Annotated in this window: 14 protein-coding genes and 1 pseudogene; 10 read left to right on the top strand and 5 right to left on the bottom strand. The window is 62.9% G+C overall.

What is annotated here, in order from left to right; all coding sequences use genetic code 11:
- Positions 1–311: 311 nt before the first annotated feature.
- From prpF to prpB, 4 genes are read right to left on the bottom strand one after another with little or no spacing between them, the layout of a single operon-like run.
- Positions 312–1,496 carry a 2-methylaconitate cis-trans isomerase PrpF gene (gene prpF, locus ACQ4MM_RS07080; protein ID WP_431476778.1) on the bottom strand — a complete coding sequence of 395 codons (1,185 nt, stop codon included), beginning with the start codon at positions 1,494–1,496 and terminating at the stop codon, positions 312–314.
- Positions 1,496–4,093: a Fe/S-dependent 2-methylisocitrate dehydratase AcnD gene (acnD, locus tag ACQ4MM_RS07075; RefSeq protein WP_431476729.1), complete on the bottom strand. Its 2,598-nt coding sequence runs from the start codon at positions 4,091–4,093 to the stop codon at positions 1,496–1,498. The genes prpF and acnD overlap by 1 nt, the downstream gene beginning before the upstream one ends.
- Before the next feature lie 2 nt (positions 4,094–4,095).
- The gene (gene prpC, locus ACQ4MM_RS07070) at positions 4,096–5,247 is read right to left on the bottom strand and encodes a bifunctional 2-methylcitrate synthase/citrate synthase (protein ID WP_431476728.1); all 1,152 of its coding nucleotides are present in this window, start codon (positions 5,245–5,247) and stop codon (positions 4,096–4,098) included.
- 25 nt (positions 5,248–5,272) lie between these two features.
- The gene (prpB, locus tag ACQ4MM_RS07065; protein WP_431476727.1) at positions 5,273–6,160 is read right to left on the bottom strand and encodes a methylisocitrate lyase; all 888 of its coding nucleotides are present in this window, start codon (positions 6,158–6,160) and stop codon (positions 5,273–5,275) included.
- 147 nt (positions 6,161–6,307) lie between these two features.
- On the opposite strand from prpB, the gene prpR reads away from it, so the two are divergent.
- From prpR to ACQ4MM_RS07030, 7 genes are all read left to right on the top strand, one after another.
- The gene (gene prpR, locus ACQ4MM_RS07060; protein ID WP_431476726.1) at positions 6,308–7,945 is read left to right on the top strand and encodes a propionate catabolism operon regulatory protein PrpR; all 1,638 of its coding nucleotides are present in this window, start codon (positions 6,308–6,310) and stop codon (positions 7,943–7,945) included.
- An 83-nt stretch (positions 7,946–8,028) separates the two neighbouring features.
- Positions 8,029–10,008: an acyltransferase family protein gene (locus tag ACQ4MM_RS07055; protein ID WP_431476725.1), complete on the top strand. Its 1,980-nt coding sequence runs from the start codon at positions 8,029–8,031 to the stop codon at positions 10,006–10,008.
- Positions 9,978–10,436, top strand: coding sequence for a DUF6328 family protein (locus ACQ4MM_RS07050; protein ID WP_431476724.1), 459 nt, complete (start codon positions 9,978–9,980; stop codon positions 10,434–10,436). The genes ACQ4MM_RS07055 and ACQ4MM_RS07050 overlap by 31 nt, the downstream gene beginning before the upstream one ends.
- A 79-nt stretch (positions 10,437–10,515) precedes the next feature.
- On the top strand, positions 10,516–11,547 hold the full coding sequence (locus ACQ4MM_RS07045) for a sensor histidine kinase (RefSeq protein WP_431476723.1): 1,032 nt from the start codon (positions 10,516–10,518) through the stop codon (positions 11,545–11,547).
- Positions 11,548–11,560: 13 nt separating this feature from the next.
- Positions 11,561–12,283, top strand: coding sequence for a histidine kinase (locus ACQ4MM_RS07040; RefSeq protein ID WP_431476722.1), 723 nt, complete (start codon positions 11,561–11,563; stop codon positions 12,281–12,283).
- The gene (locus ACQ4MM_RS07035) at positions 12,222–12,374 is read left to right on the top strand and encodes a hypothetical protein (RefSeq protein ID WP_431476721.1); all 153 of its coding nucleotides are present in this window, start codon (positions 12,222–12,224) and stop codon (positions 12,372–12,374) included. The genes ACQ4MM_RS07040 and ACQ4MM_RS07035 overlap by 62 nt, the downstream gene beginning before the upstream one ends.
- Positions 12,346–12,753, top strand: coding sequence for a hypothetical protein (locus tag ACQ4MM_RS07030; RefSeq protein WP_431476720.1), 408 nt, complete (start codon positions 12,346–12,348; stop codon positions 12,751–12,753). Before ACQ4MM_RS07035 ends, ACQ4MM_RS07030 begins: the two co-directional genes overlap by 29 nt.
- Before the next feature lie 41 nt (positions 12,754–12,794).
- Here the strand turns inward: ACQ4MM_RS07030 and ACQ4MM_RS07025 are convergent, their stop codons facing one another.
- The gene (locus ACQ4MM_RS07025) at positions 12,795–12,986 is read right to left on the bottom strand and encodes a hypothetical protein (RefSeq protein ID WP_431476781.1); all 192 of its coding nucleotides are present in this window, start codon (positions 12,984–12,986) and stop codon (positions 12,795–12,797) included.
- Here ACQ4MM_RS07025 and ACQ4MM_RS07020 point away from each other — a divergent pair.
- The 3 genes and pseudogenes from ACQ4MM_RS07020 to ACQ4MM_RS07010 form a co-directional block, all read left to right on the top strand.
- A pseudogene (locus ACQ4MM_RS07020) lies at positions 12,958–13,315 on the top strand (histidine kinase). The gene ACQ4MM_RS07025 and the pseudogene ACQ4MM_RS07020 overlap by 29 nt on opposite strands.
- Positions 13,278–13,652, top strand: coding sequence for a sensor histidine kinase (locus tag ACQ4MM_RS07015; protein ID WP_431476719.1), 375 nt, complete (start codon positions 13,278–13,280; stop codon positions 13,650–13,652). The pseudogene ACQ4MM_RS07020 and the gene ACQ4MM_RS07015 overlap by 38 nt, the downstream one beginning before the upstream one ends.
- Positions 13,649–14,243, top strand: a 595-nt coding sequence (locus ACQ4MM_RS07010; protein ID WP_431476718.1) for a LytR/AlgR family response regulator transcription factor, incomplete at its 3' end; no start/stop codon positions are given. The genes ACQ4MM_RS07015 and ACQ4MM_RS07010, both read left to right, overlap by 4 nt.

The following is a 14,243-nucleotide window of genomic DNA, read 5'->3' as shown; positions in this document are numbered from 1 at the left end:
CTGCGCTCGACTCCATCAGAATGCACTGGAAGAAAAACTGCCGCCTTCTTGATGTGCCAAGATCATGAGTTTGTGCCTGCATATCGACTTACCAGAGATTCAAATGAATCCAAAATCGCTTAACCCATATCTCAATGAGAAAATAAGCACGGCGCTTGGCAGGGCTATCGCCCCGTCAGAATCGAGCAATGTCGAGTCATTTGCTGACTTTTCGTCGTCCGATATTGAGGAGATTCGGACTCTCGCGACGAGGAGCGTTGCAGCGCAAACACGCGTGATTAGCGCCCGACCTGCGGCCGGGCGCTGTGAACTCACTCGGCTGGCACCCTTACCCAACCTTCCATCAAGACCCGTGCGCTGCGGCTCATGATGGCTTTCTTCACGGTCCACTCGCCGTTTTCCTGCGTGGCTTGGGCGCCGACGCGCAGCGTGCCGGATGGATGGCCGAAGCGCACAGCTTCACGCTCGCCACCGCCGGCCGCCAGGTTGACCAGCGTGCCTGGAATCGCGGCTGCCGTGCCGATTGCCACGGCGGCAGTGCCCATCATGGCGTGATGCAGCTTGCCCATCGAGAGCGCACGCACCAGCAGATCGATATCGCCTGCTTGCACCTGTTTGCCGCTGGATGCAACGTAACCCGCCGGCGGCGCGACGAAGGCGACCTTCGGCGTGTGTTGGCGGGTGGCCGCTTCGGACACATCCTTGATCAGCCCCATACGCAATGCGCCGAAGGCGCGAATGGTCTCGAACTTCGCCAGCGCGGCTGCGTCGCCGTTGATCGCTTCCTGCAGCTCGGTGCCGGTGTAGCCGACGGCATCCGCGTTGATGAAGATGGTCGGAATGCCGGCATTGATCATGGTGGCCTTCAGCGTGCCGACGCCTGGCACTTCCAGGTCGTCCACCAGGTTCCCGGTTGGGAACATCGAACCGCCCGCGCCCTCTTCTTCCGCCGCTGGGTCCATGAATTCAAGCTGCACTTCTGCGGCCGGGAAGGTCACGCCATCGAGCTCGAAGTCGCCGGTTTCCTGCACTTCTCCGTTGGTCATCGGGATGTGGGCGATGATGGTCTTGCCGATATTGACCTGCCAGATGCGCACCACAGCCATGCCATCGCGCGGCACGCGGGCCGGGGCGACCAGGCCGCCGCTAATGGCGAACGCGCCCACGGCAGCCGACAGGTTGCCGCAGTTGCCGCTCCAGTCAACGAAGGCCTTGTCGATGCTGACCTGGCCGAACAGGTAGTCCACATCGTGGTCCGAGCGGGTGGAGGCGGACAGGATCACCGTCTTGCTGGTGCTCGACGTTGCGCCACCCATGCCGTCAATCTGCTTGCCATACGGGTCGGGGCTGCCGATCACGCGCAACAGCAAGGCGTCGCGCGCCTTGCCCGGCACCTGGGCTGCTTCCGGCAAGTCCTGCAGACGGAAGAACACGCCCTTGCTGGTGCCGCCACGCATATAGGTGGCGGCTACTTTGATTTGCGGTGCGTGTGCCATCATGCCGCCTTTGCCGATTCAAGGAAGTCCTGGGCAAAGCGCTGCAACACGCCGCCGGCTTCATAGATCGATACGTCTTCCGACGAGTCGAGACGGCAGGTGACCGGCACTTCCACGCGTTCGCCGTTCCTGCGATTGATCACCAGGGTCAGCGTGGCGCGCGGTGCGCGTTCGCCGATGACGTCGAAGGTCTCCGTGCCGTCGATGCCCAGGGTCAGGCGGTTCACGCCGGGCTTGAACTCCAGTGGCAGCACGCCCATGCCCACCAGGTTGGTGCGGTGGATGCGCTCGAAGCCTTCGGCCACGATGGCCTCAACACCAGCCAGGCGCACGCCTTTCGCCGCCCAGTCACGCGAAGAACCCTGGCCGTAGTCGGCGCCGGCGATCACGATCAGCGGCTGCTTGCGGTCCATATAGGTCTCGATAGCTTCCCACATGCGGGTCACTTTGCCTTCCGGCTCCACGCGGGCCAACGAGCCGGCCTTGATGCTGCCGTCGGCACTACGCACCATTTCGTTTTTCAACGTTGGATTGGCAAAGGTGGCGCGTTGCGCGGTCAGGTGGTCGCCGCGGTGGGTGGCGTAAGAGTTGAAGTCCTCTTCCGGTAAACCCATTTTGTGCAGGTATTCGCCTGCAGCGGAATCCATCATGATCGCGTTCGATGGCGACAGGTGGTCGGTGGTGATGTTATCGCCCAGCACGGCCAGCGCGCGCATGCCGCTCAGGGTACGCTCGCCTGCCAGCGCACCCTCCCAGTACGGCGGACGGCGGATGTAGGTCGATTGCGGACGCCAGTCGTACAGCGGCTCGGCGCGTTCGGCAGCTTCTTCGCTGCGCGCAAACATCGGGATATAGACCTTGCGGAAGTGATCCGGCTTGACGCTGGATTCGACGATGGCGTCGATCTCTTCGTCGGTCGGCCACAGGTCCTTCAAGGTGATCGGCTTGCCGGCGGCATCGTGGCCCAGCACGTCCTTCTCGATGTCGAAACGGATGGTGCCGGCGATGGCGTAGGCGACCACCAGCGGCGGAGATGCCAGGAAGGCTTGCTTTGCGTATGGATGGATACGGCCGTCGAAGTTGCGGTTACCCGACAGGACGGCAGTGGCGTACAGGTCGCGCTCAACCACTTCCTTCTGGATCACCGGATCCAGCGCACCGGACATGCCGTTGCAGGAGGTGCAGGCGTAAGCCACGACACCGAAGCCCAGCTTTTCCAGCTCTGGCATCAGGCCCGCTTCTTGCAGGTACAGCGTAACCGCCTTGGAGCCTGGAGCCAGGGACGACTTGACCCATGGTTTGCGCAGCAGACCGGCCCGGTTCGCGTTGCGCGCCAGCAGGCCTGCGGCAATCATATTGCGCGGGTTATTGGTGTTGGTGCAGCTGGTGATGGCGGCGATGATCACGGCGCCGTCCGGCATCTTGCCTGGTTCGTTTTCGACCACGCCGGAGATGCCGCGCGCAGCCAGTTCGCTGGTCGGTACACGCTTGTGCGGGTTGGATGGACCCGCGATATTACGCACCACGGTCGACAGGTCGAACTTCAGCACGCGCTCGTATTCCGCCGTGGCCAGGTCGTCCGACCATAAGCCGGTGTGCTTGGCGTAGGCTTCCACCAGTTCGACCAGGTCGTCGTCGCGGCCGGTCAGCTTCAGGTACTTGATGGTCTGCGCGTCGATCGAGAACATCGCTGCAGTGGCGCCGAATTCCGGCGCCATATTGGAGATGGTGGCGCGGTCGCCCAGGGTCAGCGCGGTCGAACCCTCGCCGTAGAACTCCAGGTAGGCCGACACCACTTTTTCCTTGCGCAGGAATTCGGTCAACGCCAGCACGGTGTCGGTGGCGGTGATGCCTGGCTGCGGCTTGCCGGTCAGCTCGACGCCGATGATGTCCGGCAGGCGCATCCAGGACGCGCGGCCCAGCATCACGGTTTCCGCTTCCAGGCCGCCCACGCCGATAGCGATCACGCCCAGCGCATCCACCATCGGGGTGTGGGAGTCGGTGCCGACCAGGGTGTCCGGGTAGGCCACGCCATCGCTCACTTGAATCACCGGCGACATGCGCTCCAGGTTGATCTGGTGCAGGATGCCGTTGCCCGGCGGGATCACGTCAACGTTCTGGAACGACTTCTTGGTCCAGTTGATGAAGTCGAAGCGGTCTTCGTTACGGCGGTCTTCGATGGCGCGGTTCTTGTTGAATGCGTCCGGGTCGAAGCCGCCGCATTCAACGGCCAGCGAGTGGTCGACCACCAGCTGGGTCGGCACCACGGGATTGACCAGGGCCGGATCGCCGCCCTGCTCCGCGATCGCGTCGCGCAGGCCGGCCAGGTCGACCAGTGCGGTCTGGCCGAGGATGTCATGGCACACCACGCGCGCCGGGAACCATGGGAAGTCCAGGTCGCGTTTGCGCTCGATCAGCTGCGACAGCGACGCCGTCAGCGTGGCTGGATCGCAGCGGCGCACCAGGTTTTCCGCCAGCACACGCGAGGTGTACGGCAGCGTGGCGTAGGCGCCCGGCTTGATCGCATCGACGGCCTCGCGCGCGTCGAAGTAATCCAGCTTGGTGCCTGGGAGTTGTTTGCGGTATTGGCTGTTCATGATTACTTACGGTCCTTCAGTGGTACGAAGGCCAGGTCTTCAGGGCCGACGTAGTTGGCGCTTGGACGAATGATCTTGTTGTCGATGCGCTGTTCGATCACGTGGGCCGCCCAGCCCGAAGTACGGGAGATCACGAACAACGGGGTGAACATGGCGGTCGGCACGCCCATCATGTGGTACGAAACTGCGGAGAACCAGTCCAGGTTCGGGAACATCTTCTTGATTTCCCACATCACCGATTCCAGGCGTTCGGCGATCTCGAACATCTTCATCGAGCCGGCTTCCTGCGACAGGGAACGCGCCACTTCCTTGATCACCACGTTGCGCGGGTCGGAGATGGTGTACACCGGGTGGCCGAAGCCGATCACCACTTCCTTGTTGGCGACGCGGTTGCGGATGTCGGCTTCCGCTTCGTCGGCGTTTTCGTAGCGCTGCTGGATGTCCAGCGCGACTTCGTTGGCGCCGCCGTGCTTGGGACCGCGCAGTGCGCCGATCGCGCCGGTGATGGCGGAGTGGATGTCGGAACCGGTGCCGGAGATCACGCGGCTGGTGAAGGTGGAAGCGTTGAACTCGTGCTCAGCGTACAGGATCAGCGAGGTATGCATCGCGCGTACCCACGCTTCGGACGGTTTCTCGCCGTGCAGCAGGTGCAGGAAATGGCCGCCGATGGTTTCGTCGTCGGTTTCCACGTCGATGCGCTTGCCGTTGGTGCTGAAGTGGTACCAGTACAGCAGCATGGAGCCGAAGGAAGCCATCAGGCGGTCGGCGATGTCGCGCGCGCCGGCAATGTTGTGGTCATCCTTTTCTGGCAGGCAGCAGCCCAGCACGGATACTCCGGTGCGCATCACGTCCATCGGGTGGGCGGAGGCCGGCAGCGCCTCCAGTGCGGATTTCACGCCTTGCGGCAGGCCGCGCAGGGACTTCAGCTTCTTCTTGTAGCCTTTCAGTTCAGCGACGTTCGGCAGCTTGCCATGCACCAGCAGGTAGGCGATTTCCTCAAATTCGCAGGTGGTGGCGACGTCCAGGATGTCGTAGCCGCGGTAGTGCAGGTCGTTGCCGGTCTTGCCGACGGAGCACAGGGCGGTATTGCCGGCTGCAACGCCGGACAGGGCAACGGATTTCTTAGGCTTGAAGGCTGGGGCTTGCTCGGTCATTTTGGTCTCTCCTCGGATCGTCGAATTATTTTTTTGCGGCTGCGAACAGTGCGTCCAGCTTCTGCTCGAAGTCGTGATAGTTGATGCGCTCGTACAGTTCGGCGCGGGTCTGCATGCTGTCGACCACATTCTGCTGGGTGCCATCGCGGCGGATCGCCGTGTACACATTCTCGGCAGCCTTGTTCATGGCGCGGAAGGCCGACAGCGGGTAAAGCACCAGGCCCACGTCGGCCGACTTCAGCTCTTCCACGGTGAACAGCGGGGTCGAACCGAACTCGGTGATGTTGGCCAGAACAGGCACTTTCACGGCGGCCGCGAACTGCTTGTACATCTCCAGCGAGATCATCGCTTCCGGGAAAATCATGTCGGCGCCGGCTTCCACGCAAGCCACCGCGCGCTCGATTGCCGCCTCCAGGCCTTCCACTGCCAGCGCATCGGTGCGGGCCATGATCACGAAGTTCTCGTCGGTACGGGCGTCAACGGCTGCCTTGATACGGTCGACCATCTCGCCCTTGGAGACGATTTCCTTGCCCGGACGGTGGCCGCAACGCTTGGCGCCCACCTGGTCTTCGATGTGCATGGCAGCTGCGCCGAACTTGATCATCGACTTCACGGTGCGCGCCACGTTGAAGGCGGAGGAGCCGAAGCCGGTATCCACGTCCACCAGCAGCGGCAGGTCGCACACGTCGGTGATGCGGCGCACGTCGGTCAGTACGTCATCCAGGTTGGAGATGCCCAGGTCCGGCAAGCCCAGTGAGCCGGCTGCCACACCGCCGCCCGACAGGTAGATCGCCTTGAAGCCGGCGCGCTTGGCCAGCAGGGCATGGTTGGCGTTGATCGCACCCACCACCTGCAGCGGGGATTCTTCTTGCACGGCTTTGCGGAAGGCGGCACCTGCGGAAAATTGGCTCATGATGTCCTTGAACGTTATTGAGAAGTTTGCCGTCCATTCTGCAAGTGGCGTGCCAGCGGCCGCTGCCCTGCAAAATCAAGCACTTGCAACCCCATCGCCAGAGTATAATGTTTCAAATTGAAACACGTGAAACGTTTCAGGTGAAACATGCGACATTCCACTCCCCTGCCCTTCGACCCCGCCGACAAGCCTGTGATCTGGACGGTTTCCGTCTCGCGCCTGTCGGAACTGTTCCGCGACATTACGCTGGAATATGACGCACTGGCCGATATCGAACCGGTCAATCTCGGTTTCGACGAGGCGGCGCGCCATATCCGCGAACGGCTGGCGACCGAGCGTTGCGATGCGGTGATAGCTGCCGGCTCCAACGCGGCTTACCTGAAAGGCCGCCTGTCGATACCGGTGGTGATCGCCAAGGCCAGCGGCTTCGATTTCATGCAGGCCCTGGCCCGCGCCCGCAAGGTCTCCGACCGCATCGGCGTGATCACCTACCAGGACGACATGCCGGCGCTGGCGGAATTCGCCGCCACGTTCGGTGTGCCGATCGAACAGCGCACCTACGCCACCGAAGAAGATGCGCGCGCGCAGATCAATGACCTGAAGGCATCGGGCATCAAGGCCATCGTCGGCGCCGGCCTGATTACCGACCTGGCCGAAGAAGCCGGCCTGACCGGCGTCTTCGTCTACTCCGCCGCATCAATCCGCCAGGCCTTTGACGACGCGCTGGAACTGGCGCGCCTGGCGCAGCTCGAAACCAACCGCAACCGGCGCCACGTGGTGGCCGATACGCTGCGCGCCAAACACGGGCTGGCCGACCTGCGCGGCGAGTCCGAGGCGATGGAGCGCGTGCGCCAGGCCGTCGTGCTGTACGCGAAATCGCCCGCCACGGTGCTGATCCAGGGTGAAACCGGGTGCGGCAAGGAGCTGGTGGCGCAGGCCATCCACCGCGAGTCGCCGCGCACGCTAGGGGGCGCCAACCGGCCATTTGTCGCGGTCAATTGCGGCGCCATCGCCGAGTCGCTGCTGGAATCGGAATTGTTCGGCCATGAAGAAGGTGCCTTCACCGGCGCCCGGCGCGGCGGCCACGCCGGCCTGTTCGAAGCGGCCAACCGCGGTACGCTATTCCTCGATGAAATCGGCGAAATGCCGCTTGCACTGCAAACCCGCCTGCTGCGCGTGCTGGAGGAACGCGAGGTGGTACGGGTCGGCGGCACGCGCCCGATTCCGGTCAATGTGCGCATCATCAGCGCCACCCACTGCGACCTTGAAGCGCGTGTGCGCGAAGGCCGCTTCCGCGCCGACCTGTTTTACCGCCTGGCGGTGCTGCGCCTGCCGCTGCCATCGCTGCGCGAACGCCCGACCGACATCCTGCCGCTGGCCGAGTGGTCGCTGCGCACGGCGCTGGCCAGCCTGGGTGCGCGTGCCCACCCTAACCTGCCGGCCGAACTCGCTGCCTGTGCGCCCCTGCTGCTGCGCTACGATTGGCCCGGCAACGTGCGCGAGCTGCGCAACCTGACCGAACGAGTCGCCCTGTTCCTGGCTGCCGAACCGCTGCAAGCCCTGACGCCCAGCTTGGTCGCAGGCGTCGCGCCCGAACTGCACCCGCTTGCGCACCCGGTGCCGCAACTGGCCGGGGCGCCAGCGTCCAACTGGCGTCCCGGCGCGCCGGAGAGCGCCACCGAAGTGCTGGCCCGCTTCGGCGGCCGCCGCGACGCCGCCGCCGACTACCTTGGCATCAGCCGCACCACCCTCTGGCGCCGCCTGCGGGAAGAGCAGGAATTCTGAAGCGCCCGAGGCATCAACGCCACACCATATTGCATCAATGACAATCCCGTAGTATCTTCTTGCGTTGAGTTCAGGGGCATTACATGGAATATCGCAGGGAAATCGATGGTCTACGGGCGGTTGCCGTCCTGCCGGTAATCCTGTTTCACGCAGGGTTCCAGTTCTTTGGGGGCGGCTTCGTTGGCGTCGATATCTTCTTCGTCATCAGCGGCTACCTGATCACGACTATCCTGATCCACGAGCTGGAAGCTGGCCAGTTCTCCATCCTCAATTTCTACGAAAGACGGGCGCGCCGCATCCTGCCCGCGCTATTCCTGCTGCTGCTTGCCTGCCTGCCGTTCGCCTGGTTCTGGCTGGTTCCCGACGACCTGAAAAGCTTCTCGCAAAGCCTGGTGGCGGTGATAAGCTTCGCGTCCAATATCCTGTTCTGGCAGCAGAGCGATTATTTCGATTCCTCCGCCGAATTCAAGCCGCTGCTCCACACCTGGAGCCTGGCGGTCGAAGAGCAGTTCTACCTGCTGTTCCCCTTGTTCCTGATGCTGTTCTGGCGCCGCGACCAGCGGCTGTTGCTGGCGGTACTGGTGGGGTCGGCGCTCGCCAGCCTCGGCGCGGCGCAATGGGGCGTCGCCAAGGACCCAACCGCGACCTTTTTCCTTTTGCCCACGCGCGGCTGGGAATTGGCCATCGGTTCATTGTGCGCCTACTACATGTCCCGCCCCGGCGCAGGCCAGCATTCGCCGCGCGTGCGCGAACTCGCGAGCCTGGCTGGCCTGGGCATGATCGGCATCAGTATTTTCGCCTTCAGCAAATACACGCCGTTCCCCAGCGTTTATGCACTGCTGCCTACGGTCGGTGCGGCGATGATCATCCTGTTCGCCGCGCCGGCGACCATAGCCGGCAAGATACTGGGCAGCCGGGCGATGGTCGGCGTGGGCCTTGTCAGCTACAGCGCCTACCTGTGGCACCAGCCTATCCTGGCGTTCGCACGCCACCGCAGCATGGAAGGCCCGAGTCCAGCGTTGATGGCGAGTCTGGTCGTGCTGACCATGGTGCTGGCCTACCTTAGCTGGCAATTTGTCGAGAAGCCTTTCCGCAACCGCAGCAAGTTCGGGCGTCCCCAGGTGTTCGGCTTCGCCATTGCCGGCTCGCTGCTGTTCTTGGGCATCGGCGTCGTCGGCCACAAGACCGACGGCATGCGAAGCGTGAAGACCACGCCGCAACAGCAGGAAGTCCTGCGTACTGTCACGGCAAGCCCCAAGCGTACGGCCTGCCATACCAAAGGCCTCGATTATCGCAAGCCGCAAGACGCCTGCGCCTTCAATGGCCCCGATGGCGAATGGGCGGTGTTCGGCGACAGCCATGCGATCGAACTGGCGTACGCGCTGGGAGTGGAGTTAAAGGGCAGCCGGCAGGGCGTGCGCCAATTCACTTTCAGTGGTTGCACACCCTCCTACCAGCGTGCCGATGTCAATCCCGGTTGCAGCGACTGGACGCGCGAAGCAGTCGACTTCATCGCCGCGGACCCGCACATCAAGGAAGTGGTGGTCAGCTACCGCATTCATAGCGCCCTGTTCGGCGACCACGAAGGCATTTACCCGCGCCTGCCGGGTGAATTCACCGATACCAAACGGGCCGCCATCTGGGCTTCCTACAAGACGATATTGAACCGCTTTATCAGCGCAGGCAAACACGTGACCGTGGTACTGCAAGCGCCTGAACTGCCGCGCCAGGTGGATAAGCTGATACGCCAGGCCGACGACCCGCGCACCGTGGACGGCGTCAGCATGGACTGGTGGCATCGCCGAAGCGCCTATGTCGAGCAGCGCTTGGGTGAACTGCCTGCCGGCGTGCGCATCCTGCGGCCCGAATCGCTGTTCTGCGATGCCGCGCGCTGCTACGCCGTCAAGGACGCCAAGGCCCTGTATTTCGACGACGACCACATGTCCACCTACGGTGCGGGACTGGTGGCACACAGCGTCGTGGCGGGGCAGCCGCGCGCCTGCGAAACCGGCTGCCCACTAGAATCGGCGGCATGGACCAGCACACCGAAAGAGAGTCACTGAAAGAACAGATGGGGCGCATCATTGAAGAGGCGCGCATGATATTGCCTGGTATCCAGACCCTGTTCGGTTTCCAGGCCATTGCCGTCTTCAACGAGCGCTTCGAAAAGCTGCCGGTCTACGCCCAGGACTGTCACGCCGCCGCCCTGGCACTGGTGGTGGTAGCCATTGCGCTGGTCATGCTGCCTGCCGCCTACCACCGCCTGGCGGAACCGGGCCAGGTTTCCATGCACGCGATCAAGATCTCCTCGCGCGCCATCTGCTACGCCCTGGCGCCACTCGCCGCCGGCTTGGCGCTGGACATTGCGGTGGTGCTCTACATGGTGACCGGCAGCGATGTGGGCAGCGCCGCCGGGGGCCTGGCCGCCTTCCTGCTGTTGATCTGCACCTGGTTCGTCTTTCCCCTGCATGCGCGCCGGCACCGTCGCTGAGCAACCGCCCGTCATCCATTTCGACCACTCGTCATGTCGCTGCAACTGCGGCGGACTGGATACGGTATGCTCCCAACCCATGAAAAGAGAACATTATTATTGGCTGCTGCAGGCGCTCGGGTGGAGCGGTGTCGCCCTGTTCGTAGCCGTCGTCAATAAGCTGCACGTCACTTACTTTCCGCTTGCCGCCTGGTGCGGGCTGGGCGGCCTGGCCTTGACCGCGCTGTGGCGGCACCTCTGCAACTTCCGGCTTAAGCGCGGCAAGCAGCTTAGCTGGCAAGCCGCAGGCCTTTCTGCAGCCGCCATGGGCCTGCTGCAAACTGTCAGTAACACCGCCATCGATTATCACGTTTCCGGTGCAAACTGGTACGTCGGCAGCCCCGTGTGGTTCATGATGCTGCTGTCGTTCTGGATTGGCGTCATGCTGGCCTGGAATGTCTGCTACATGGCAGCCTTGTCCCTTCGCCGCAACCAACGCCTGGAGGCGGAAGCGCTACTGCTGGAGTCAGAAACCTTGCGCCTCGAAGTCCTGGCCAAGGATGCGGAATTGCGCGCACTTCAGGCCCAGGTCAACCCGCACTTCTTCTTCAATAGCCTGAACAGCGTACGCGCACTGCTCTACCAGGATATCGGCTCCGCAGCCAATATGATCGATCAGTTGGCCACCCTAATGCGCTACACCCTGGTCTCCAGCTACAACGATTGCGTTCCCCTGCAAGAAGAACTGGGCGCAGTCAGAGCCTACCTGGCGATCGAAAAAATCCGCTTCGAAGAACGGCTGCAGTTCGGCATCGACGTGGAAGCGGACATGGAAACCATCACAGTACCGCCGATGGCGCTGCAAACGCTGGTGGAGAACGCGGTGAAATATGGCGTTGAACAATCCTCCAGCGGCAGCGCAATCAAGATTCGTGCGCAGCGCGCCGGAGGCGCCGCCATCATCGAGGTCGCCAACCGGGGCAGCCTCCAGCCAAACCGTCATTCGACCGGCGTTGGGGTCAGCAATGCCCGCAAGCGCCTGGTGCTGTCCAAAGGCGAACATGCCACCCTGGACCTGGCTGAAAACGATGGCTGGGTGCGAGCCACCCTGCGCTTCCCTATCGCAGCATAAAGGAAACGACGACATGGACCGTCAACGCTCCCTGATCTCCCGCCTTGGCTGGTTCGCTACACTGCAAACCGTAGGCTGGGGAACACTGTTCCTGCTGCTCATCCTTGGCAATGGCCGCTATACGGACGCCAAATTGCTGACCGCATTCATCCTGGTGTTTGGCTGCGGCTGGATGTTGACCAACGCGTGGCACCGTCTCTTCAAGTCGTGGCGCTGGAACCGCCATGGCAACGACTGGCGCCTGCCAGTGGTGGCTGCGCTGGTCTTGGCGCCGTTGCAGACAGCTATCTCTGAGCTGGCCACCTACATCTACTCACCGGAGATGGCCGCAGCAGGCCGTTCGGAACGCATTCCAATGGACCTGGCCTTCTGGTGTGCGGTCATGCTGGGCTGGACCATCTGCTACATGGCGGCTGTCGCCCTGCGTCGCGCCTCGCGGCTCGAAGCGGAAGCGCTGCGGCTGGAAGTGCTGGCAAAGGACGCAGAACTGCGCGCCCTGCAATCCCAGGTCAACCCACACTTTTTCTTCAATAGCCTGAACAGCGTCCGTGCCCTGATGTACGAAAACATCGACAATGCCGCCCACATGGTCGACCAGCTTGCGACCCTGATGCGCTACACGCTCATGTCGACCTTTAGCGATTGCGTGCCGCTGCAGCAGGAACTGGGATGCCGTGCGCGCCTACCTGGACATCGAGAAGCTGCGCTTCGAGGAACGCCTGCGCGCACACTTTGAAATCGACGCCGGCATGGCGCACGTCACGATCCCGCCGATGACTTTGCAGACCCTGGTTGAAAATGCGGTCAAGTACGGCGTCGAGCGCTAGTAGTACCGATGGCAGCGAGATCCGCATCATTGCGCGCCAGTCTGGCCAGCATGCGGTGATCCAAGTCACGAACCAGGGCACGCTGCTCGCCAATACCGGCTCGACCCGTGTTGGCATGGGCAATGCGCGCAAACGGCTGCAACTCGCCAAAGGCGAGCAGTCCAGCCTGGACCTCAGCGAAGATGATGGCTGGATACAGGGCAACCTTGCGCTTTCCGCTCACCGCCTGACATACACAAACATGGAACCATCGCAAAAACCGCTGCTGGGCCCAGGATCAACTGGTACTGGATGCTGCAAGGACTCGGCTGGGGTGCTGTCACCGCCTTCGTCCTGCTGGTCAACGGACCGTTCCTGGAAAAACCAGGCGCAGTCCTGACCTGCATCCTGGACGGAGTCAGCGGAATGCTGCTGACGGACTTATGGCACCGCTACATGAAGCTGCGCGACTGGAACTCGCGCCGGGCGGACTGGCGCCAGCTCGCCGTGGCCATTTTCATTCTCGGCCCATTGCAAACTGGCGAGTGTCACGGTCATCGCGCGCACGCTGGTCGGCGCCGCCGACGGCGGCAGCTGGTTGCCGATGCTGTTCCTGTTCTGGTCCGGCATCATGCTTGCATGGCAAGTATCGTATATGGCTGCCACGGCCTTGCGCCGCGCCAACCGCTTCGAAGCGGAAGCGTTGCGCCTGGATGTGCTGGCCAAGGAAGCCGAATTGAAAGCCCTGCAAGCGCAGGTCAATCCCCATTTCTTCTTCAATAGCCTGAACAGTGTGCGCGCGCTGATTTTTCGAGAACCAGCAATCGGCCGCGCAAATGATCGACCAGTTGGCGACACTGATGCGCTACACGCTGGCTTCCAGCTACGCCGACACCGTGCCGCTGAAAGAGGAGATGGAGGCCGGTGCAGTCCTACCTCGCCATAGAAAAGATACGCTTTGAGGAACGCCTGTGCGTAGCGATTGACATCGCCGGCGGCATGGATAGCGTCGCAATCCCGCCGATGGCGGTGCAGACGCTGGTCGAGAACGCGGTCAAATACGGTGTCGAGCAAAGCAGTGTCGGAACGGAGATCCGCATCAGCGCCAGCCATGCCAATGGCCGTGCCTTGATTGAGGTAGCCAACCGCGGCGCACTGGCCAAGCTTGGCAATTCAACGCGGGTCGGCCTGGCCAACGCCCGCAAAAGACTGCTGCATGCCAAGGGCGGTAGCGCCAGCCTGGACCTGGTCGAACGCGATGGCTGGGTGCGCGCTAGCCTGACCTTCCCCTTGTCATGATGATGCGCGTGCTGGTCGTCGACGATGAACGGCTGGCCCGCAAGGAACTGCGCCGCCTGCTGGCCGGCCACCTGCACCTGGAAATCGTCGGGGAAGCGGCCGGCGTTGCCGACGGCATTGCGAAAGCCGCCGCTTTGGCGCCGGACCTGATCCTGCTCAATGTGCAAATGCCGGACGGCAGCGGCTTCGACCTGCTCGATGCGCTGGACGACGTGCCGGAAGTCATTCTCACCACAGGCCATGGCCCTTGCCAGGCCGACTACCTGCTCAAGCCGATCCATCCGCAACGCCTCGCTGCCGCCCTGGAACGTGCCGCTGTCCGTACCGGCATGGGCAAGAAGCCGCGCAGGCTGTTCATCCGCGATGGTGAACGCTGCTGGTTCGTGCGCCTGACCGATATCCGCCTGTTCGAAGCGGATGGCCGGCACACGCGAATCTATTTCGACGGCGGTTCGCCTTTGATTGCCCGCCCACTGTCGCTGCTGGAGGAAATTGCTCGATCCGCAGCAATTCTTCCGCGCCAGCAGCCGCCATCTGGTCAACCTGGCCGACGTCGACCGCATCGTACAAACAGCCGGCGGCTCGCTCGCA

Source organism: Massilia eburnea (assembly GCF_050709955.1).
Classification (GTDB): Bacteria; Pseudomonadota; Gammaproteobacteria; order Burkholderiales; family Burkholderiaceae_D; genus Rugamonas; species Rugamonas eburnea_A.
This window is presented reverse-complemented; position numbering and strand designations above follow the sequence as displayed.